This is a genomic window from Streptomyces inhibens, from assembly GCF_022221585.1.
GTDB lineage: Bacteria > Actinomycetota > Actinomycetes > Streptomycetales > Streptomycetaceae > Streptomyces > Streptomyces inhibens.
This window is the reverse complement of sequence record NZ_CP084681.1, coordinates 7,836,567-7,856,334: the sequence shown is the minus strand read 5'-3', so window position 1 is coordinate 7,856,334 and position 19,768 is coordinate 7,836,567. Positions and strand designations below refer to the sequence as shown.

Genomic DNA, 19,768 nt, shown 5'->3' with positions numbered 1-19,768 from the left:
CATTAAGCAGAAAAACAGTTCCACTATCCGGAAGGAGCGCCGGCCCTTATGGGTTTCACGGACACGCGCTTCAACGTCAATCTGTCGATCCTGTTCACCGAGCTTCCGTTGCTGGAGCGGCCGGCGGCCGCGCGGGCGGCGGGTTTCACGGCGGTGGAGCTGTGGTGGCCGTGGGTGGATGCCCCGGTTGTGGAGCAGGCGGAGCTGGACGCGCTGCGTTCCGCGCTCAACGATGCCGGGGTGCGGCTGGTGGGGCTGAATTTCTACGCCGGTCAGCTGCCGGGGCCCGACCGCGGCGCCCTGTCGGTTCCGGGTCGGGAGTCGGAGCGGTTCCGGGCGAATGTGCCGGTGGCGATCGAGTTCGCGAAGTCGCTGGGGTGCACGACCTTCAACGCGCTCTACGGCAACCGCGTCGAGGGTGTCTCGGCGGCTGAGCAGGACGCGCTGGCACTGGAGAACCTGGTCTTTGCCGCGCGGGCGGTGGGCGAGGTGGGCGGGACGCTGCTGATCGAGGCGCTCAATGCGCCCGAGTCACCCAAGTGCCCCCTCGTCTCGGCTCCCAAGGCCATCGAGGTCGTCGATGCGGTGAACGCGGCGACGGGGCTGGACAACGCCCGCTTCCTGATGGACCTCTACCACCTGTCGATGAACGGCGAGGACCTCGACGAGGTCATCGACCGCTACACCGCCAAGACCGCGCATGTGCAGATCGCCGACAACCCCGGCCGCGGCGCCCCCGGCAGTGGCTCGCTGGACTTCACCGCGCTGCTGGGCCGGCTGAAGAAGAACGGCTACGACGGCTGGATCGGCCTGGAATACAAGCCCGGCAACGGCCCCAGCGCCGGTGCCTTCGCCTGGCTCCCGGCCTCCCAGCGCGCCGCCAACTGACCCCAGCAGCCCCGGGCCCTTGCGTCGCCCGCATGACTTTGAGTGTGAAAGAGGCACCCTATGAGCAATCTCCCCAAGATCGCGTGGATCGGTCTGGGCATCATGGGCTCCCCCATGGCCGAGAACCTGATCAAGGCCGGCTACTCCGTCACCGGCTACACCTTGGAGGCCGACAAGCTGGAACGCCTCGCCAAGAACGGCGGAACCGCGGCCGGCTCGATCGCCGAGGCCGTCCGCGACGCCGACGTCATCATCACCATGGTCCCCGCCTCCCCCCAGGTCGAGGCCATCGCCTACGGACCCGACGGCATCCTGGCCAACGCCAAACAAGGCGCGCTGCTGATCGACATGTCCTCGATCACCCCGCAGACCTCCATCGACCTGGCCACAGCAGCCGGCGACCAGGGCATCCGCGTCCTGGACGCCCCCGTCTCCGGCGGCGAAGCCGGCGCCATCGAAGCCGTCCTGTCCATCATGGTCGGCGGCCAACAAACCGACTTCGACGCCGCCCACCCGATCCTGAACGCCCTGGGCAAAACCATCGTCCTGTGCGGCCCCCACGGCTCCGGACAAACCGTCAAGGCCGCCAACCAACTCATCGTCGCCATCAACATCCAAGCCTGCGCCGAAGCCGTCGTCTTCCTGGAAAAGTCCGGCGTCGACCTCCCCGCCGCCCTCGACGTCCTGGGCGGCGGCCTGGCCGGCTCCACCGTCCTTACCCGCAAGAAGGACAACTTCACCCACCGCGACTTCAAGCCCGGCTTCCGCATCGACCTCCACCACAAGGACATGGGCATCGTCACCGACGCCGCCCGCACCGTCGGCGCCGCCCTCCCCGTCGGCACCCTCGTCGCAAGCCTCGTCGCCTCCCTCCGCGCCCAAGGCGACGGCAGCCTCGACCACTCCGCCCTCCTACGCGGCGTCGAACGCCTCTCCGGACACACCACCGAAAGCTGAGTCCATGGCGGCGCAGCGGATTCCCGCAATACGGGCGGCCGTCCAGATCATGAAGGACGAGGGCGTCGATATCGCCTTCGGCTGCCCGGGTGCCGCCCTCCTCCCGCTGTACGCGGCGATGGAGGAGGCCGGCGGCATCGAGCATCTGTCGGTGCGCCATGAAGAGGCCGCCACGCATATGGCTGACGGCTGGGCACGTACGAGCGGGAAGGCCGGTGTCGCCGCGGTGGCCGCGGGCCCGGGGGCGGCGCGGCTGATCACCGGGCTGTACGCGGCCCAGCAGGACGCGGTCCCGCTGGTGTGCATCACCGGTCGGGCGGGGGCCGGCCCACTCCGGCCGGCCGGCCCGCCGCGCCACGAGGCCTACCGGCCGCCGGATCTGCTCCGGCTGGCCGCTCCGGTCACCAAGCGCGCCGAGCGGATCGAGGATCCGGCGCGGATTCCAGGGGCCTTTCGCGAGGCGTTCCGGATCGCGCGGGAGGGCCGCCCCGGCCCGGTGCTGATCGATGTCCCGGCCGATCTGGCCGCGGTGGAGATCGCGTACGACCCCGGGCAGGAGCCCTCGGCCGGTTTCCGGCCCGCACGGTCCGTACGTGGTGGAGCGGTGCGACCGCCCGTCGCGGCGGGCCGCGCCGACCACGCGGATCTCGGCCGCCTGCGCGTCCCGGGGCCCGGGCCCCTGGCGGAGATCGCCGAGCTCTTCGGGGCGGACGCGTATGTCGTCGGCGGCGCTGCGGGCGCCTGCGCCCGCAGCGGCCCTCCGGGCTGGGAGGTACCCGCCGCGATCGGCGTCCGCAAGGCGCTGGATGCCCGGGGCCAGCGGGGCGCGGAGGTGGTGGCGGTCATCGACGGGCATGGATTCCCGTTCATGGCCGAGGAGCTGGCGGCCGCGGCCCAGTATGAGGTGCCGTTCGTACTGATCATGCTCACCCCACTCGACCACCACGCGGACTTCACGGACCACGTGAAGCTCGTCGAGGCGTACGGCTGCGCAGGCCGTGACGTCGTCGATCCGACGGAGCTCCGCTCGGCGGCCGAGTGGGCCCGCAAGGAAGCCTTCTCGACACGACGACCGGTCCTCATAGAGGTCCGGGTCGCCCAGGGCATGCCTTGGGATCAGCCCGGCCCGGGGTGACCCCAAAGGCACTCTCCGCAAGCTTCCGGGCGGTGGCCGCGCCGACACCTGTCCTGTCGCGCCCAGGCGTGGCCGCCGTCCGGAATACCCACCCGCACACCCCCCAGGTTTGTTTCAACAAACTGTTGACGTTTGGTCGGAGCGCTTCTTACGCTCCGACATGCGGAAGCCAACTTCCGCGCTCTCGTACGGAAGGTCACCATGTCGAAGCCCACGCTGACGGCGCGCGTTCTCACTACGGAGGCTGGCGCCCCGGTCGCCGACAACCAGAACTCCTCAACCGCCGGCGTCGGCGGCCCGATCATCCTCCAGGACCAGCACCTGCTGGAGAAGCTCGCGCGCTTCAACCGCGAGCGCATCCCGGAGCGTGTCGTGCACGCCCGCGGCTCCGGCGCGTACGGCTACTTCGAGGTGACCGACGACGTCACCGGCTTCACCCGCGCCGACTTCCTGAACACCGTCGGCAAGCGGACCGAGACGTTCATCCGTTTCTCGACCGTCGCCGACAACCTCGGTGGCCCGGACGCGGCCCGTGACCCGCGTGGCTTCGCCCTGAAGTTCTACACCGCAGAGGGTAACTACGACCTCGTCGGCAACAACACCCCGGTGTTCTTCATCAAGGACCCGATCAAGTTCCCCGACTTCATCCACTCGCAGAAGCGCGACCCCTTCACGGGCAAGCAGGAGCCGGACAACGTCTGGGACTTCTGGGCGCACGCCCCCGAGGCCACCCACCAGATCACCTGGCTCATGGGCGACCGCGGTATCCCGGCCTCCTACCGCCACATGAACGGCTACGGCTCGCACACGTACCAGTGGACGAACGCCGAGGGTGAAGCCTTCTTCGTCAAGTACCACTTCAAGACGAACCAGGGCATCCGCTGCCTGAGCAGCGAGCAGGGCGCCGAGCTGGCGGGCAAGGACCCCAACTCGCACCAGACCGACCTGCTGCAGTCCATCGAGCGCGGTGTCTACCCGTCCTGGACGCTGTATGTGCAGATCATGCCGGCGGCCGAGGCGGCGAACTACCGCTTCAACCCGTTCGACCTGACCAAGGTGTGGCCGCACAGCGACTACCCGCTGCAGCGGGTCGGCCGTCTGGTCCTGGACCGCAACCCGGACAACGTCTTCGCCGAGGTCGAGCAGTCGGCCTTCTCGCCGAACAACTTCGTGCCCGGCATCGGCCCGTCCCCGGACAAGATGCTCCAGGGCCGGCTGTTCGCCTACGCCGACGCGCACCGCTACCGCCTGGGCGTCAACCACACCCAGCTGCCGGTGAACGCCCCCAAGGCGACCAAGGCCAACAACTACGGCCGGGACGGTCTGATGGCCACCAACGGCTACGACCGGCACGCCAAGAACTACGAGCCGAACTCCTACGGCGGCCCGGCCCAGACGAACGAGGCGCTCTCCGCCCCGCTCGCCGTCTCCGGCTACACCGGCACCCACGAGGCCCCGGCGCACACCAAGGACGACGACTTCTTCCAGGCCGGTGAGCTCTACCGTCTGATGTCGGAGGACGAGAAGAACCGTCTGGTGAACAACATCGCCGGCGGCCTCTCCCAGGTCGGCCGCGACGATGTGATCGAGAAGAACCTCGCCCACTTCCACGCCGCCGACCCGGACTACGGCAAGCGCGTCGAGGCGAAGGTCCGTGAGCTGCGCGAGGACTGACGGGAGGTCGGTTTCCTCGCGCGACCGTACCGGCCGGCCCGTTGAGGGGTGGTCGGCCGGTACGGAGAGGTAGCGCGAGCTCCGCGGTGTGCGGGGAGATTCCAGTGCGGTGGCAGTGCTCGCCCCATAAGGAGGGGCGAGCCGCCTCCCCCGCCGCGGAGCCCGCTTCCTCCCCGACCCCCACAGACTCCGTCCGACGGTGCGATGTCCTGTCGCGCCCAACTCTCGCACTGTCGGACGGGAACCACCGCAGGGCCCGGAATCCGTACGGCCACGGATTCCGGGCCTTTGTGCGTCGCCCTTTGTGCGTCGCCCTGTGTACGTCGCGGGCACGCAGGCGCGCCCCGTGCGCCGTGCACCGTGCGAGGGGCCCTTTGTGCGCCTCGGACGCGCCCCTGCATGCGCCCCGGCTCCCCTCGTTTCTCCCCCTGACCCGGCCTGTCACCGCAATTCGGCCCCCGGCGCCCGCTTTTGGAGAGAGCATGGGGACACCTGCAGTACCGACCTGCCAGCCGCCCTACCTGCCAGGAGCCGAACATGGCCGACAGCGTGCCGGTGCGGTGCCCCACGTGCCGCCGCGAGAACGCCTTCACCCCGCCCACCTTCCCGTGCGCGTGCGGTGCCCCGCTGACCATGCCCGTGCTGCGCGGCGGGGTGCCCGTCGAGATAGTGCACCGCACCTGGCAGGCCTCCTGGGTGGAGGTGCGCTGCGAGGTGTGCGGACGGCAGGACGAGTGGCCGGCGCCGGAGTCCGGCTGCGCCTGCGGCACGGTCGTCCGGGTTCCCGTCGTCCCCGCGCCCGTCCCGCCGGAGCCGAACTTCCCGTCGTTGGGCGTGCCCGCCCCCAAGTCCGCGCCGGCACAGGCCGCCGACCCTCCGCGTGCCATCCTGCGGCCCGCGTTCCGCCCCGTCACGATCCGTACGGCGCGTGACTGTGTCACCGCCGCCGAGCAGTATCTGAAGTGGCTGGGCTTCGCCGATGTCGCGCGGACGCAGGAGCGCACCGCCTCCGGCGTGGACCTGCGCGGCACGGGCGTGGTCGCCCAGGTCGACCCGACCACCCGCTCCACCAAGCTGCGCGAGATCGAATGCATCTGGCTCAACGGCCTCAACGACTCGGCCATCGCGGTCTTCTTCTCGCTGGCCGGCTATGCCCGCGACGCCCGGGCCCGCGCCGACGAGCTGCACATCCCGCTGTACGTCATGGATCTCACGGGCACCCCGCAGCCGGTCAACGACCCGGCCGACGAGTTGATCAGGTACGGCGCGGCGGGGCGGTGAGCCGGCCGTCCGCGGCTGTCGTGGCGAGCCGCCGCAGGACAGCGGCCGACGGCGAGCCCGGCTCGGCGTGGTAGATCACCACCCGCTGCCCCGGGTCGTCCGGCAGCGTCAGCAGCTCGTCGGTGAGCGTCAGCGGCCCGACGACCGGGTGACGGTATGCGCGGGTGTGTGTCGCGCAGGTCCGCACCGGATGCGCCGCCCACAGCGTCGCGAACTCCGCGCTCTCCCGGCCGAGTTCGGCGATCAGCCCGGCCGGCCGCGGCGTGTCGGGCCAGCGCCCGGCGATCAGTCGCAGATCGCCCACGGTGTCCCGGAGCTTGCTCTGCCGGTCCGGGTACAGCGCCCGGGTGTGCGGATCGAGGAACATCATCCGGGCGATGTTCGGCCGCTCGGCCGCACTGCGCTCCGGCGCGTCGAACGGCAGATGCCCGGCGAGCAGCGCATGGCCCGCCCGGTTCCAGGCCAGTACGTCCACGAACCGGCCGAGCACCAGCGCCGGGACGTCCCCCAGCGACTCGATCATGTTCCGTACGGACGGCCGCAGTTGCTCCCCGTCGTCCGCCGCCTCCGGACGTTCCCCGCCGCGGGCGGGCCGATGTGCCGGCCGGGCCAGCCCGTACAGATGCGCCCGCTCGGTCCCGTCCAGCCGCAGCACACGGGCCAGCGCCTCCAGTACGGCGTCCGAGGCGCTGCCGCCGCCGATGCCCTGCTCCAGACGGGTGTAGTAGCCGACGCTGATCCCTGCCAGCTGCGCCAGCTCCTCGCGGCGCAGGCCCGGCACCCTCCGTCGGCCGCCGTGGCCGACCAGCCCCATCTCGTCCGGTGACAGCCGCGCCCGCCGGCTCCGCAGGAACGCTCCCAACTCCGGTGTCCGGTCCATGCGTTCAGTGTGCCGGGCGGCGCGCGGCCTGCACCTGGCAGGGGTGGGCACCGCGTTCCTACCCTCAGCAGGGGGCTGGGTGGACGGGCGGCCGCACGGCAGGATCAGCGCCATGAAGATCATCGTGATCGGAGCGACCGGCACCCTCGGCAGTGCCGTGGTCCGGCAACTGGAAGACCGCGGCCACCAGGTCGTCCGCGCGGCGCGCCGTGGCCCTGTCCGGGTCGACCTGGAGGACCTGACTTCCGTCGACGCCCTCTTCGCGTCCGTACGGGAGGTGGAGGCCGTCATCTGCTGTGCCTCGAGCGGCCGACTGACCCCGCTGGACTCCCCCTCGGACGACGACTTCACGGCCGGCCTGCAGGGCAAACTCCTCGGCCAGGTCCATCTGGTCCGGCGCGCCCTTCCTCATCTGCGGGACGGCGGCGCCATCGTCCTCACCAGCGGCACCTTCGAAAAGCCCACACGGGGCGGGGCGTTCGGTGCACTCGTCAACGCCGGCCTGGACGCCTTCGTGAGGGCCGCGGCCATCGAAATGCCACGCGGTCTGCGACTGCATGTGGTCGGTCCCGGCTGGATCGCCGAAACCCTCGCCGGCATGGGCCTGGACCCGTCCGACGGCACACCGGCCGCCGATGTGGCCCGCCGGTACGTCGAGCACATCGACGCTCTCCCCCCAGGAGAACGGCAACCGTGACCATGCTGATCGTGCCGACCCATCCGGACCTGCGGTTTTCCGGTCCGTGGAAAGCCACACGACGGAAAACCGGTCGCCGGGCCCGGCGGAACCGGCGACACTGACCCGGTGATCATCCACGGACCGTCTGCCGCCGAACTCCCCGTACTGCGCGATATCGAGCGAGCCGCCGGGGAGCCGTTCCGCGTCCTGGGCATGGCCTCGATCGCGGACGACGAGCCGCCGTCGCTGGAGCAGCTGTCGGGGTTCCAGCGGGCGGGACGGCTGCTGGCCGCGTACGAGGAGCGGGAGCCGGCGGGCACGAGCACGAACCGGGACCGGCACACGGCGGGGCCGCCGATCGGCTACCTGCTCTGGGAGCCGGTCGACGGATGCACCCATATCGAGCAGGTGTCGGTCCACCCTGACCATGCCCACCGCCGCATCGGCCGGGCCCTCATCGACCGGGCGGAGCGGGACAGCGGTCCGGGCGCGCTGACGCTGACCACCTTTGCCGAGGTGCCATGGAACGCGCCGTATTACACCCGGCTCGGCTTCCGGGTGCTCGCCGACGCCGAACTCACACCGGGGCTGCGGGCCATCCGCGCCCATGAGGCGGCGCTGGGGCTGGACCGCTGGCCGAGGGTGTGTATGCGGAGGGAGGCGGGCCGGTCGGACTCCGGGCCATGACCGGCCGGCCGGCCGCCCCATATCTGACGCAGCGTCAGTTCACTGCTCGGGCCGGACATAATGTGAAGATGATCGACGCGAACGCTCTCCGGTCCGCCTGTCTGGACTTCAACGGCGCGACCGAGGAATTCCCCTTCCCGCGGCACCCGGATGTGTCGACCTTCAAGGTCGGCGGCAAGATCTTCGCACTGTCGACGCTGACGGACGTGCCGCTCACCGTGAGCCTCAAGTGCGAGCCCGAGCTGGCCGAGCGGCTGCGCGCGGCGCACCCGGAGGTGGTGCCGGGCTATCACCTCAACAAACGCCACTGGAACACCGTTTCGCTGGACGGCGAGCTCCCCGACCGGCTGATTCTCGACATGATCGAGGATTCCTACGACCTGGTGGTCGCCTCACTGCCGCGCGCACAGCGCCTGTTGCTCGACTGGCCGGGGGAACGTCAGCGCTGAGCGCTTTCGCGGCAGCCACCCTCAGCCGGTCTTCAGGCCCAGGCCGTAGAACCTCACGTGGTACGCGTCCATGTACGAGGCCTCGCCGCCGACTATCAGGTCGGCGGGCGTGCGCACCCCCACCGCGCGTGCGGTGGCCACCAGCGTCTCCGCCAGCGCCCGGCCCGACGGCTCACCGGGGCCGCCCGCGTCGATGCGCCACTGCGGGTCATCGTCATCGGGCCACACATTCCGGGTTCCGGGGTGGTTGTCGGCGGTGCCCCAGCCCAGAGCGGACGGGTCGATGTCGTCCGGAGCGAAGCATCCGAGCGAGAGCCGGTCGCGACAGCTCACATCGAACAGGATCGGGGCGCCGCCCTCGGGCAGGTGCCCGTAGATCGGCATCGAGACGGATGTACCCAGTGCGGTCGTCTCGGCCGGCAGCGTGCCCAGGAAGTCGGCGAGCGCGCCGGTCACCGTCTCCCAGCTGCGCGCGTCCCAGCCGCCGGGGAAGCCCAGGCCTCCGTTGGCCGGGTCGTTGCGGCTGCCGAAGAAGCCGGTGATCGAGTGCTCCTCGCCGATGCCCTGACGCCAGAACCAGTTCTCCACCGGGTCGGTGGGCTGCAGGATCAGCTCGGGGCCCGCCTTCCCGGCGCGCAGTTCCAGGGTGTTCGGCCGGTCGCGCCAGCGCAGGAACGGCGTCCCCCACAGCGGTCCGGAGTCGTAGAACGGTCCCAGGCTGCCGTAGACACCCATGATCGATGCCGCGCCGAGCGCCACGGTCAGTTCGTCCCGCACCGCTCGGAAGGCGGCTGCCTGGCTGTCCGCGTCCGGTTCGGCGAGCCCCACCGGAACGGACAGTTCGAGATACGCCTCACCATCGGCGTACCGCTGCTCCATCGCTCCGACCGGGCGCAGCCGCGCGTCGCCCGCGGCACGGCCGGTGCCGATGACCGGCCCACTGGCGGCGTCGCTCCAGGTCCAGCCGAGCCCGGCGACCAGGGCCCGCACTCCCTCGGGCGTCCAGCCACCCGCGTCCGCGCCGGTGAGCCGGCCCGCCAACTCCGCGACACTGTCCGTCATCTTCATGTCCCCGATTCCCCCGTCGGCGCTTCCCCGCTGTTCATTCACCCCTCCATCCTGCCTGCCGGGTCTGACAATCGCGTGGGGGTCCATTCCGCTCCGGTGCCCGGGGCGCACCGGCGCTGCTGGAGCCCGGCCGAACTCGCCCGCTCCACCGACCCGCTGTGGCCGCCGCAGCTCCCCGGTCCGCTCGCCCCGTGGCGTGGCACGGCCGGCCGCGCCACGGTCCCGGATCCGGTCGATGCGGGCTACGTGCCGAACGCGGCACCCGGGCCGCACGACCCCGTGCACTCCGGACAGCGGCCCTGACCCCTGGCGGCCCCGCACACCTTCACTGCCGCACGCCGCCCAGCTCCTTCGCCAGCCGCTCGCGCAGCTCGATCTTGCGGACCTTGCCGCTGACGGTCATCGGGAACGCTTCGAGGATGTCGAGGTAGCGCGGCACCTTGAAGTGGGCGAGCCGGGAGCGACAGTAGCGGGCCAACTCGTCGCGGGTGAGCGGGTCTTCGGGGTCGCGGAGGATGACACAGGCGGCGATCTCCTCGCCGTACTTGTCATCCGGGACGCCGACGATCTGCACGTCGGCGATCTTGGGGTGGGAGTAGAGGAACTCCTCGATCTCGCGCGGATAGACGTTCTCACCACCCCTGATGATCATGTCCTTGATGCGGCCGACGATCCGGACATAGCCGTCGTCGTTCATCACCGCGAGGTCGCCGGTGTGCATCCACCGGGCGGCGTCGATGACCTCGGCGGTGCGCTCGGCCTCCTCCCAGTAGCCCAGCATCACGCTGTAGCCGCGGGTGCACAGTTCGCCCGGTGTGCCGCGCGGCACGGTCACCCCGCTCGCCGGGTCGACGACCTTGACCTCGATGTGCGGCAGCACCCGTCCGACGGTCGCGGTGCGGTGTTCGAGGTCGTCGTCGCGACGGGTCTGGGTGGAGACCGGGGAGGTCTCGGTCATGCCGTAGCAGATGGAGACCTCGGCCATGTGCATCTCGGTGACCACCCGCTTCATCACCTCCTCCGGGCAGGGCGAGCCCGCCATGATGCCGGTGCGCAGCGAGGAGAGGTCGTAGGAGGCGAAGTCGGGGTGGTCGAGTTCGGCGATGAACATGGTGGGGACGCCGTAGAGGGAGGTGCAGCGCTCGTCCTGGACGGCCCGCAGGGTGGTGGCGGCGTCGAAGGCGGGGGCCGGGATGACGATGCAGGCGCCGTGCGAGGTGACGCCGAGATTGCCCATCACCATGCCGAAGCAGTGGTAGAAGGGCACCGGCAGACACACCCGGTCGTGCTCGGTGTAGGCGATGGTCTCGGCGACCCAGTAGCCGTTGTTGAGGATGTTGTGGTGGGAGAGGGTGGCGCCCTTCGGGAAGCCGGTGGTGCCCGAGGTGTACTGGATGTTGACCGGGTCGTCGGCGGTCAGGGCCTTTTCGCACTCGGCGAGCCGGGTGTGCGGGACGGCGGCGCCGGCGGCCAGCAGTCCGCCCCAGGTCGGGTCGCCGATGTAGACCACATCGCGCAGCGCCGGGCTCTCGGCGCGCACCTGCTCGATCATCCGGCGGTAGTCGCTGGTCTTGTGGTGGGTGGCGGAGACCAGGACGGTGATACCGGCCTGTTGGAGGACGTACGCCAACTCGTGTACCCGATATGCCGGGTTGACGTTGACGAGGATCGCGCCGATCTTGGCGGTGGCGTACTGGACGAGGACCCATTCGGCGCAGTTGGGCGCCCAGATGCCGACCCGGTCGCCCTTGCCGACGCCCTTGGCGAGCAGGCCGAGGGCCACCTCGTCGACCGCGCGGCCCAGTTCGGTGTAGGTCCAGCGGCGACCGCCGGCCACCTCGACCAGCGCCTCGCGGTCGCCGAAGCGGGCGATGGTGCGGGCCAGATCGGCGCCGATGGTGTGCCCGAGCAGCGGCCGCTCGGCGGCCCCGCTGGCGTACGACAGCTCCTTGTGCGACGGGCTCATCGGTGGTTCTCCTCCCAGTACTCGGCACCGCCGTCGCCCTGCGCGGTGCGCTCGCGCAGTTCGATACGGCGGATCTTGCCGGAGACGGTCTTCGGCAGGTCGGCGAACTCCAGCCGCCGGATGCGCTTGTAGGGGGCCAGGACTTCACGGGAGTGCTCGAAGATCAGCTTCGCGGTCTCCGGGCCGGGCGACCACCCGGCCGCGAGCACGACATACGCCTTGGGCACGGACAGCCGCACCGGATCGGGGGCCGGCACCACGGCGGCCTCGGCGACCGCCTCGTGCTCCAGCAGGGCGCTCTCCAGCTCGAACAGCGAGATCTTGCAGTCGGACGCCTTGAACAGACCGCCCTTTTCAGGGGACAGATCTTCACCAATCATCATCCGGGGATCAACCCGTCCCCGGACCTCAAGGGGCGGAAGCATCACTCCGCCCTCCGGGGGCGCCTCCCCCGGCACATCCACCAATGCGTTCATCAGCCGCTCCCAGAAGCCCGACGTCAGCCATCGCTGCCATATGCCCGCAAGGTTTCCCGCCGGAGCGGACAAGCCACTCCAAGGACACCCGGTGCGCGCCTTGTACAGCATGGCGTCCAGCGTGCCCCGAGGATCTCGCAGCCGCCTACCCTTTCGATCTACGAAGATAGATTCGACCTTCGCCCACGCGTCGTCCGTCAGCAGAGGAACGCGACGAGCACGCTCACGGAACCACGCACTGACGGCGTCATCGCTGCGCACCTTCCTCGGGATCCCGCCCAGGATGGTGACCTGGATCTCCAACAGGCCGAGAACCTTGGCCTATTGCTCCGGTCCCATGTCGCGCAGCCGGTGCCGGGCCAGTTCGACCAGCTTCTGAAGGTCACTCCCTCGCTGCGCGGCATCCTCGGCTTCCTGCCGCCACAGCTTGGTGTCCTCCAGAAGCTGTACAGTGCGCTGCCGCTCCTTGGCCAACGTGAGGACCGCCTGCTCGATGGCGGCCTTGGCATCTGCTTGGCAGCCGCGACCACAGCCGCCGAAATGGCAGCGTCGTTTGCGGCCACCTGCTTTTCCAGGTCGGTAATCCGGCGGGCGTAATCCACCTGACCCGCCTGACCGACATCGACCCGGTCCTCTGCCATGGCCACCAGACGGTCCGGGTCCTCAAGCAACGCGCAGACTTCGTTCCACACCCTCCGCTCCAGCGCACCAGCATTGATCTGAGCACAGTCGCATCGCGGTGCACCGGCATATTGCTGATTCTTACCCGTGCAGCGATATGCCCGTCCGCCGTCTCTGCCGATACGACTGGTGCCGGTGCAGTGCTTTCCGCATCCCCCACGATGCGTTGGCTGAGCGGGTGAAACGTGGCTCCCGGTGCGGACCTGCGAACCGTGCGGGCCAGAGCGACATGAGGCGCTTCAGCTCGTCCTTCGTAAACAGCGGCGGCAGCTGGATGACGGCCGTTTCGCCGTACAGCGGCTTTCCTGCGTTGTTCAGTCGCGAGCCCCGCCTACCTCTGTTGCTTGCGGGATTCCTGTGGACACGAATTGCTTCTTGAACCGCGCGGCCGGTCAGGATAGGGCGCAGCGATCCGTGTGGCCAGTAGTCCTTCGTCGGGCCAGGAATTCCCTGCCGGTTGAACTCGTCCTTCTTCGGCCTCAGCCCCACCCGCGTCCCCCTCTCCACCGGCGGCGGCAAGGCCATCGACGCCCCACACACACCGGAGCAGTCGTCCGCCAAGCCCCAGCCCGCACCACCACCCCCACCTTTCAAGGCGCAACGAGACCCGCGGCACGAGCCGGAGGAGGCGGCACTACCCGGTGAAGCAGATCGAAGCCCGCGAAGCCGTGGGACTCCTGCGCAACATGACCCGGGTCCTGTGCGTCGTCGGGATCCTGGCGCTCGTCTTCACCACGGTCAACGTCACCCGCTTCGCCACCACCCGCCACGTCCCCCTCCCCATCGCCGTCCTCCTCGACCCCGTGATCGGCACCGCGCTCGCCGGCGTCCTCTACATAGACACACGCCTGGCCGCCTAAGGGCTGTCCCGTAATCCCTGGTGGATCAGCGCACGGCGTCAGATGCACTGCGTTCGCTGCGCTCACTCCGTCTCGGCTCTTCATTCGCTGTACGGATGCCGAGCTGCATCGCAAGGCGGAGGGACGTCCGGATACTGGGTGTATCCGGATGTTCCGACAACGCGGCGTGGGGGCACCTCCCAGCGTTAGCTGGGGGAGTGCCGTAGCTGTCGTCGTGCGCCCGCCAGGGATTACGGGACAGCCCTTAGGGCATCCGCCCACCAGCCTGGTCCACCACACTCCGCTGGAGCGCCGGATCCACCGCCGCCCTCATGAACACCTGGGAAAGCCTGTGGCCAGACGGACAGATCGGCTGGCCGAACCAAGCCGACCCAGCAGCCGTCCTGCTCCACCTCACCCCCGCCCTCCTCCTCATCACACTCACCGAAACCATCGCCGCCTACCGCCGAACCGTCACCGACCTCCTGGACCAGATCGGCCCGACCGGCCCCACCCATCCGACGGATCCGACGGATCCGACCGCCCCGCCCACCGCTCTGGCGCCCCGATCGGCCCCGGCAGCCACCCAACCGGACACACCCCCTGACGGCGAACACCTCAGGTCACATCCCGACCAGGAGCAACGTCCCGGACGGGCCCGACATCCGGCCCGACGCGGCCTACAGCGCACCCCACGACCGATCGTCCATTCCCCACCCGCCAGCACCCCACACCGGGGCGGCAGACGCCGACGTATGGCCGCACGCCATCGCCGTCGGCGACGCCGTCCGCTCCGCCACCGGCAAGCCGGCGAGCATCTGGCGTCTTCGCACCGATCTGCACATCGGACCCAAATGCGCCCGCCAGATCCACCACCATCTCCGAATCCGCCACCCCGACCCACCACCCCCCATCGAATGAACCACCCCGCGCTCCGCTCACGCCCCGGAACCGACCCGAGGGCCCGGAAGAAACCCACGACACCCGCGGGAGACCGATCGAGATCGGCGCACCGCTTCGCACCCGATCCGTCCCGACCCTCACGTCACCACTCTGACCAGCACCGATCCCATGCGATCGGACCTCTTGACTTCCCGCCCGGTTCGAGCGTCCATGGTCGCGGCCGACGAGCCGCGGGCCGCATCACGCGAACCCGCTCTCTCCACAGCCACGTTCGCCCGGACACACGCGACGCGCACGCGCCCGGCGAACACCCGCGGCCCGCCCACGCGGGTCCGCACCCTGGCCGGGGCCCTCAACCACCCGTCTCACCACAGAATCGAGGACCCCTGATGTCCGACACCACCCCAGACAGCACACCGACGCAGAACCCCACCCCCGAACCGCTGACCGGGCTGACCGAAGCACAAGCCGCCATCTACACCGAACTGGTCGGCCGCACCGAACCGGCCACGGTCATCGAACTCGCCCTCGCCGCAGGCATCGGCAAGTCCACCGCCGGAAGGGCACTGCCCCTGCTGGAGCAGAGCTTGCCGCGGATCTGCTGTACGGCGGCCCACAGGGCTGGCTCGGCGCCGGGGTCGCCGACCAGGGCGCCGATTCGGCGTTCGTCCTGGGCGTCCAGCATCTCGCTCTGCGGGAACACCATTTGGAAGATCGGATCGTTCGGAATGTTGTCCCAGTCGACGAGCTAGGAGCGCACATATTCATTGAACCGGAACGGCAGTACCTGGGATATCCGGCGCACCGATTCCCTGACGTCGCCCTGGAGTCCGTACTTTTCGGCGATCTCGTCGACATGGCAGGGCCCGAATACGCGGAAACGGGCCGGCTGAAAGATATGGGAAGTTGACACTGCACGGTGCGTTTCCCGTTCTGAAGCGGAGGGTGACGAAAAGTCAAAAGGATGTGTGGAGCAGACGGAGGGGGAGGCGTCAGGTGAGCGCCGGGGCCCTGGCGAGGTCCAGGATCCGAGCCGCCAGCTCGGTGGCCTGCACGCGGATCTCGGGAATGGCCGTGGTCTCCCACAGGTTTCCGCGCCGGAGCTGGCCGAGCGTCCATACGGGCGCCGCGGTACTGCCGTCGGCTGCGGTCAGCCGCCCGTCGGGCGCGGTGTCGAAGCCAAGGCCGTGCGGTCCGGGAGCAGCGATCCCTGAGTGGAGCAGGCTGCGGACGAAGGGATCGGTCAACTCCCGTACCCGGCCTTCGGTGCCGGTGCAGTTGATGACGGCGCCAACCTCCGCGGCCCAGCCGTTGGACAGCCGCACGCCGACCCCAAGACCGTCCTCGCTGGTGCGCGCCGTGGACACCTCCGCCGCCTGGACGGTCAGGAGTCCGACCAGCCGGGCCGCGGCCAGCGCCCGGTCGGTGGCCGGTGGCATCCGGTGCCGGTGAACTTCCCATTCCCGCAGGTCACCGGCAAGGAAGCGCTCCCGGTCCTGGAACGAGAGCTGCTGCCACAGCAGGGCGATGTGCGGGCGGAGTTCGTCGACGGCGGGGCGCCAGTCCCCGTACCGCCGCCGGCACAGCGCGGCGCGGTGCTGCACCCCGCGCTTGAGCTGCGCCAGGTCGCGCAGCTCAACCACCGGGACCTGGCGTACCGCGGTCGCAGGCGCCGCGGCGGCGGCATGGGGCAGCGGCAGCAGACCGTGGCGGGAGACGGCGTGCACCGTGCGGCCCGGCCTGACCAGCGAATTCGCGATGTCGCACATGGTCAGGCCGGTGCCCACGAGCAGCACATCCTGATCGTCGGGTACGTCCGCGAGCGCGCCCGGCTGCCAGGGATCGGCCACGAAGTGGGACGCGTCCTGGAGGCCGTCGGGCAGCCATTTGCTGCCGGGGGCGATATGGCCGAGCGCGAGGACCACTACGTCCGCGTCGAGCGTTTCGCCCGTGCGCAGCCGCAGGTGTACGGCGTCATTGGAGCCGGAGACGGGACGGCGGGCGATGGCGACGACCCGGTCGTGCCGTCGTCGGACCGTCGCCGTGCCAGCCCCGGCCGCGGCGGATCGGTGCAGGTCGTCGGCCAGATACGCGCCGTACCGATCGCGCGGCACGTACTCCGCCGGGTCGACCCGGCGGTGTTCTTGGTCGGCGAGCCAGCGGACGAAATCATCGCCGTCGCCCGACAGTGCGCTCATCCGCCCGGCCGGCACATTCAGCAGATGACGCGGGTCGGGCGTGGCGTAGGCAACGCCCCGCCCGGTCTCCGGCGCGGGATCGATCAGATCGATCCGTAACCTGTGCCCGGTGCGGACGGCTGCGTCCAGCAGTCGGGCCGAGGCCAGCGTGCCCGCCGCCCCCGCTCCGACGACCGCTACGTGCAAAGTCCCCTCACTCATGGCTCACCCGAGGTTGTCGGCCATGCCGGCCGCGAGAGTGGTGCCGTCTACAGGGTCGATGAGCAGGAAGGACCCGGTGCGGCGGGAGTCGGCATAGGCGTCCAGCGCCAGCGGTTCGGCGGTACGGACCCGGACCCGGCCGATGTCGTTGGCCACCAGCTGCTCGGGGCTCGGGTGCTGCGAGAGGTCGTCCAGGGTGAGCCGCGAGGGGATCTCCTCGACGATCGCCTTGACCGTACGGGTGGTGTGTTTGACCAGCACACGCTGGCCGACGGTGAGCGGCCGGTCGGCGACATGGCAGACGGTCGCCCGGACGTCCTGCGAGACGGTGGGCGCCGCGGCGGTCGGCGCGATCAGGTCGCCGCGGGAGATGTCGATGCCGTCGCTGAGACGGAGTGCCACCGACTGCGGGGCCCAGGCCACGTCCACGGACTCACCGAGCAGGTCGATGGCCTCGATGGTGCTCGAACGGCCCGAGGGCATTACGGTCACGGGCTCGCCGACACGCAACGCACCGGAGGCGATCTGGCCTGCGTAGCCGCGGTAGTCCGGGTGCTCGGCGGTCTGCGGCCGGATGACGTACTGGACCGGGATACGGGCCGGCTCCTCAGCCGGGCAGTGGCCAGCGGGGACGGTCTCCAAGTGCTCGAGAACGGTGGGTCCGCCGTACCAGTCCATGTTATTCGAGGGCTCCACCACGTTGTCGCCGGCCAGTGCGGAGACCGGGATGGCAGTGATCTCCGGGATGCCCAGCTTGGTCGCGTACGCGGTGAACTCCTCGGCGATGGCGGCGAAGACGGGCTCGGCGTAGTCGGCGAGGTCCATCTTGTTGACGGCGAGGACGACGTGCGGGACGCGCAGCAGGGCGGCCACGGCGGCGTGCCGGCGGGTTTGTTCCACGACGCCGTTGCGGGCGTCGACGAGGACGACGGCGAGGTCGGCGGTGGAGGCGCCGGTGACCATGTTGCGGGTGTACTGCACATGGCCGGGGGTGTCGGCGAGGATGAACCGGCGCCGCGGCGTGGCGAAGTAGCGGTAGGCGACGTCGATGGTGATGCCCTGCTCGCGCTCGGCGCGCAGCCCGTCGGTCAGCAGCGCCAGGTCGGGCGCCTCCTGTCCGCGGTTGCGGGAGGCGTGCTCGACGGCCTCCAGCTGGTCGGCGAGCACCGACTTGGAGTCGTGCAGCAGCCGGCCCACCAGGGTCGACTTCCCGTCGTCCACAGAACCGGCGGTGGCGAAACGCAGCGTGTCGATGGTCATCTTTAGAAGTACCCTTCGCGCTTACGGTCTTCCATGGCGGCTTCGGAGAGCTTGTCATCGGCGCGGGTCGCGCCGCGCTCGGTGAGCCGGGAGGCGGTGATCTCGGCGATCACGGCGTCCAGCGTGTCGGCGTCGGAGTCGACGGCACCGGTGCAGGACATGTCACCGACGGTGCGGTAGCGCACCAGCCGGGTCTCGATGGTCTCGGTGTCCTTGGGGCCACCCCAGTCGCCCGCGGTCAGCCACATGCCGTTGCGGGCGAACACCTCCCGCTCGTGCGCGAAATAGATCTGGGGAAGTTCGATCTTCTCGCGGGCGATGTACTGCCACACGTCCAGCTCGGTCCAGTTGGACAGCGGGAAGACGCGGACGTGCTCGCCAGGCGAGTGGCGGCCGTTGTAGAGCTGCCACAGCTCAGGCCGCTGCCGCCGCGGGTCCCACTGCGAGAATTCGTCCCGCAGGGAGAAGACCCGCTCCTTGGCCCGCGCCTTCTCCTCGTCCCGGCGGCCGCCGCCGAAGACCGCGTCGAAACGCCGGGTCTGGATGGCCTCGGTCAACGGTACGGTCTGCAGCGGGTTGCGCGTCCCGTCCGGGCGCTCCCGCAGCTTCCCCGCGTCGATGTACTCCTGTACGGAGGCGACGTTCAGCCGCAGCCCGTGCTGGGCCACCGTACGGTCGCGGTACTCCAGGACCTCGGGGAAGTTGTGCCCGGTGTCGACATGCAGCAGCGAGAAGGGCACCGGCGCCGGCGCGAATGCCTTGAGCGCCAGGTGCAGCATGACGATGGAGTCCTTGCCGCCCGAGAAGAGGATCACCGGGCGCTCGAACTCGCCCGCGACCTCGCGGAAGATGTGGACGGCCTCGGACTCCAGTGCGTCCAGGTGGCTCAGGGCGTACGGAGAATCGCCCGCCGGGGACCGGGCGTCCAGCTGATGCGCGTCGCGCCCCTGCTCCGGGACGGCCCCGGTCGTTGCGGTTACCGTCGTCATGCCAGTCCCCTTTCGGTGAGCAGCGCGTGCAGCGCTGCCACGGACTCCTGCACGGTCTGGGTGTGGGCCTCGATCCGCAGATCCGGCTTCTCTGGGACCTCGTACGGGTCATCGACGCCGGTCAGGCCGGAGATCTCGCCGGCCGCCTGCCGGGCGTACAGGCCCTTCACATCGCGCTCGGAGCATGCCTCGACCGGAGTGGCGATATGCACTTCCAGGTACGGGGTGTCGCTGCTTTCGTGGCGCTTACGGACGGCCTCGCGGCTGTCCGCGTACGGAGCGATCACCGGCACCAGGGCGGTGACACCGTTGCGTGCCAGGACCTCCGCCACCAGGCCGATGCGCTGTACGTTGGCGTCACGGTCCGCGCGACTGAAGGTCAGGCCCGCGGAGAGGAACTGACGGATTTCGTCGCCGTCCAGCACCTCCACGCGGCGGCCGCCGGCCCGCAGCCGTTCGGCCAGTTCGTACGCGAGGGTGGTCTTGCCCGCACTCGGCAGACCCGTCAGCCACACCGTCGCGCCCGGCCAGCAGGTGCATATCCCTTGCTGAGTCAT

19 protein-coding genes and 2 pseudogenes are annotated in these 19,768 nt (G+C 70.0%); 12 read left to right on the top strand and 9 right to left on the bottom strand.

The features are described from left to right. Positions 1 to 48 precede the first annotated feature (48 nt). The 5 genes from KI385_RS35185 to KI385_RS35165 all read left to right on the top strand — a co-directional run bounded on the left by KI385_RS35185 (position 49) and on the right by KI385_RS35165 (position 5,935). Positions 49 to 888 carry a TIM barrel protein gene (locus KI385_RS35185; protein WP_238576093.1) on the top strand — a complete coding sequence of 280 codons (840 nt, stop codon included), beginning with the start codon at positions 49 to 51 and terminating at the stop codon, positions 886 to 888. Positions 889 to 948: 60 nt separating this feature from the next. Continuing rightward, entirely contained in the window at positions 949 to 1,845 is an 897-nt protein-coding gene (locus tag KI385_RS35180; protein WP_238576092.1) for a 2-hydroxy-3-oxopropionate reductase, read from the top strand. A 4-nt stretch (positions 1,846 to 1,849) separates the two neighbouring features. After that, positions 1,850 to 2,980: a thiamine pyrophosphate-binding protein gene (locus KI385_RS35175; RefSeq protein WP_238576091.1), complete on the top strand. Its 1,131-nt coding sequence runs from the start codon at positions 1,850 to 1,852 to the stop codon at positions 2,978 to 2,980. A gap of 216 nt (positions 2,981 to 3,196) precedes the next feature. Further along, a complete protein-coding gene (locus KI385_RS35170) occupies positions 3,197 to 4,654 on the top strand; it encodes a catalase (protein WP_238577984.1) in 1,458 nt (485 codons plus the stop codon). A 537-nt stretch (positions 4,655 to 5,191) separates the two neighbouring features. After that, positions 5,192 to 5,935, top strand: coding sequence for a hypothetical protein (locus KI385_RS35165; protein WP_238576090.1), 744 nt, complete (start codon positions 5,192 to 5,194; stop codon positions 5,933 to 5,935). Here the strand turns inward: KI385_RS35165 and KI385_RS35160 are convergent. Next, a complete protein-coding gene (locus tag KI385_RS35160) occupies positions 5,910 to 6,815 on the bottom strand; it encodes a helix-turn-helix transcriptional regulator (RefSeq protein WP_238576089.1) in 906 nt (301 codons plus the stop codon). The genes KI385_RS35165 and KI385_RS35160 overlap by 26 nt on opposite strands. Positions 6,816 to 6,927: 112 nt before the next feature. Here KI385_RS35160 and KI385_RS35155 point away from each other — a divergent pair, with 112 nt between their 5' ends. The 3 genes from KI385_RS35155 (at position 6,928) to KI385_RS35145 (ending at position 8,630) form a co-directional block, all read left to right on the top strand. Continuing rightward, positions 6,928 to 7,512: a short chain dehydrogenase gene (locus KI385_RS35155; protein WP_238576088.1), complete on the top strand. Its 585-nt coding sequence runs from the start codon at positions 6,928 to 6,930 to the stop codon at positions 7,510 to 7,512. Between the two features lie 108 nt (positions 7,513 to 7,620). Further along, complete coding sequence (locus KI385_RS35150; protein ID WP_238576087.1) at positions 7,621 to 8,181, top strand: GNAT family N-acetyltransferase; 561 nt, start codon at positions 7,621 to 7,623, stop codon at positions 8,179 to 8,181. Positions 8,182 to 8,249: 68 nt separating this feature from the next. Further along, positions 8,250 to 8,630, top strand: coding sequence for an MmcQ/YjbR family DNA-binding protein (locus tag KI385_RS35145; protein WP_238576086.1), 381 nt, complete (start codon positions 8,250 to 8,252; stop codon positions 8,628 to 8,630). A gap of 21 nt (positions 8,631 to 8,651) precedes the next feature. On the opposite strand, the gene KI385_RS35140 is transcribed toward KI385_RS35145, so the two are convergent. After that, the gene (locus KI385_RS35140) at positions 8,652 to 9,698 is read right to left on the bottom strand and encodes a hypothetical protein (protein WP_238576085.1); all 1,047 of its coding nucleotides are present in this window, start codon (positions 9,696 to 9,698) and stop codon (positions 8,652 to 8,654) included. Between the two features lie 75 nt (positions 9,699 to 9,773). Here KI385_RS35140 and KI385_RS35135 point away from each other — a divergent pair, with 75 nt between their 5' ends. Further along, a complete protein-coding gene (locus KI385_RS35135; RefSeq protein ID WP_238576084.1) occupies positions 9,774 to 10,001 on the top strand; it encodes a hypothetical protein in 228 nt (75 codons plus the stop codon). Positions 10,002 to 10,023: 22 nt separating this feature from the next. On the opposite strand, the gene KI385_RS35130 is transcribed toward KI385_RS35135, so the two are convergent. The 3 genes and pseudogenes from KI385_RS35130 to KI385_RS44720 form a co-directional block, all read right to left on the bottom strand. After that, positions 10,024 to 11,664, bottom strand: a complete 1,641-nt coding sequence (locus KI385_RS35130) for an AMP-binding protein (RefSeq protein ID WP_238576083.1) — start codon at positions 11,662 to 11,664, stop codon at positions 10,024 to 10,026. Further along, positions 11,661 to 12,008: pseudogene (locus KI385_RS35125) on the bottom strand (AMP-binding enzyme); the annotation flags it as partial. The gene KI385_RS35130 and the pseudogene KI385_RS35125, both read right to left, overlap by 4 nt. 141 nt (positions 12,009 to 12,149) lie before the next feature. Then, a pseudogene (locus tag KI385_RS44720) lies at positions 12,150 to 12,401 on the bottom strand (transposase); the annotation flags it as partial. Positions 12,402 to 12,464: 63 nt separating this feature from the next. Between KI385_RS44720 and KI385_RS35120 the strand changes: the two are divergent. The 3 genes from KI385_RS35120 to KI385_RS35110 all read left to right on the top strand — a co-directional run bounded on the left by KI385_RS35120 (position 12,465) and on the right by KI385_RS35110 (position 15,315). Then, a complete protein-coding gene (locus tag KI385_RS35120; RefSeq protein ID WP_238576082.1) occupies positions 12,465 to 12,737 on the top strand; it encodes a hypothetical protein in 273 nt (90 codons plus the stop codon). Positions 12,738 to 13,462: 725 nt separating this feature from the next. Beyond that, positions 13,463 to 13,681 carry a hypothetical protein gene (locus tag KI385_RS35115; protein WP_238576081.1) on the top strand — a complete coding sequence of 73 codons (219 nt, stop codon included), beginning with the start codon at positions 13,463 to 13,465 and terminating at the stop codon, positions 13,679 to 13,681. A 1,271-nt stretch (positions 13,682 to 14,952) separates the two neighbouring features. Next, the gene (locus KI385_RS35110; RefSeq protein WP_238576080.1) at positions 14,953 to 15,315 is read left to right on the top strand and encodes a helix-turn-helix domain-containing protein; all 363 of its coding nucleotides are present in this window, start codon (positions 14,953 to 14,955) and stop codon (positions 15,313 to 15,315) included. Positions 15,316 to 15,555: 240 nt separating this feature from the next. Here the strand turns inward: KI385_RS35110 and KI385_RS35105 are convergent, their stop codons facing one another. From KI385_RS35105 to cysC, 4 genes are read right to left on the bottom strand one after another with little or no spacing between them, the layout of a single operon-like run. Beyond that, positions 15,556 to 16,962 (bottom strand): FAD/NAD(P)-binding protein, encoded by a 1,407-nt coding sequence (locus KI385_RS35105; protein ID WP_238576079.1) that lies wholly within the window; start codon positions 16,960 to 16,962, stop codon positions 15,556 to 15,558. A gap of 3 nt (positions 16,963 to 16,965) precedes the next feature. Next, on the bottom strand, positions 16,966 to 18,222 hold the full coding sequence (locus KI385_RS35100) for a sulfate adenylyltransferase subunit 1 (protein ID WP_238576078.1): 1,257 nt from the start codon (positions 18,220 to 18,222) through the stop codon (positions 16,966 to 16,968). A 2-nt stretch (positions 18,223 to 18,224) separates the two neighbouring features. Beyond that, complete coding sequence (gene cysD, locus KI385_RS35095; protein ID WP_238576077.1) at positions 18,225 to 19,211, bottom strand: sulfate adenylyltransferase subunit CysD; 987 nt, start codon at positions 19,209 to 19,211, stop codon at positions 18,225 to 18,227. Further along, positions 19,208 to 19,768: an adenylyl-sulfate kinase gene (gene cysC, locus KI385_RS35090; protein ID WP_238576076.1), complete on the bottom strand. Its 561-nt coding sequence runs from the start codon at positions 19,766 to 19,768 to the stop codon at positions 19,208 to 19,210. The genes cysD and cysC overlap by 4 nt, the downstream gene beginning before the upstream one ends.

Excerpts from the sequence above, each read along its gene's own strand:
- cysD (WP_238576077.1), bottom strand. The coding sequence starts at position 19,211 with ATGACGACGGTAACCGCAACGACCGGGGCCGTCCCGGAGCAGGGGCGC.
- KI385_RS35100 (WP_238576078.1), bottom strand. The coding sequence starts at position 18,222 with ATGACCATCGACACGCTGCGTTTCGCCACCGCCGGTTCTGTGGACGAC.
- KI385_RS35130 (WP_238576083.1), bottom strand. The coding sequence starts at position 11,664 with ATGAGCCCGTCGCACAAGGAGCTGTCGTACGCCAGCGGGGCCGCCGAG.
- KI385_RS35145 (WP_238576086.1), top strand. The coding sequence starts at position 8,250 with ATGATCGACGCGAACGCTCTCCGGTCCGCCTGTCTGGACTTCAACGGC.
- KI385_RS35160 (WP_238576089.1), bottom strand. The coding sequence starts at position 6,815 with ATGGACCGGACACCGGAGTTGGGAGCGTTCCTGCGGAGCCGGCGGGCG.
- cysC (WP_238576076.1), bottom strand. The coding sequence starts at position 19,768 with ATGACTCAGCAAGGGATATGCACCTGCTGGCCGGGCGCGACGGTGTGG.
- KI385_RS35155 (WP_238576088.1), top strand. The coding sequence starts at position 6,928 with ATGAAGATCATCGTGATCGGAGCGACCGGCACCCTCGGCAGTGCCGTG.
- KI385_RS35175 (WP_238576091.1), top strand. The coding sequence starts at position 1,850 with ATGGCGGCGCAGCGGATTCCCGCAATACGGGCGGCCGTCCAGATCATG.
- KI385_RS35185 (WP_238576093.1), top strand. The coding sequence starts at position 49 with ATGGGTTTCACGGACACGCGCTTCAACGTCAATCTGTCGATCCTGTTC.
- KI385_RS35180 (WP_238576092.1), top strand. The coding sequence starts at position 949 with ATGAGCAATCTCCCCAAGATCGCGTGGATCGGTCTGGGCATCATGGGC.
- KI385_RS35165 (WP_238576090.1), top strand. The coding sequence starts at position 5,192 with ATGGCCGACAGCGTGCCGGTGCGGTGCCCCACGTGCCGCCGCGAGAAC.
- KI385_RS35140 (WP_238576085.1), bottom strand. The coding sequence starts at position 9,698 with ATGAAGATGACGGACAGTGTCGCGGAGTTGGCGGGCCGGCTCACCGGC.
- KI385_RS35110 (WP_238576080.1), top strand. The coding sequence starts at position 14,953 with ATGTCCGACACCACCCCAGACAGCACACCGACGCAGAACCCCACCCCC.
- KI385_RS35105 (WP_238576079.1), bottom strand. The coding sequence starts at position 16,962 with ATGAGTGAGGGGACTTTGCACGTAGCGGTCGTCGGAGCGGGGGCGGCG.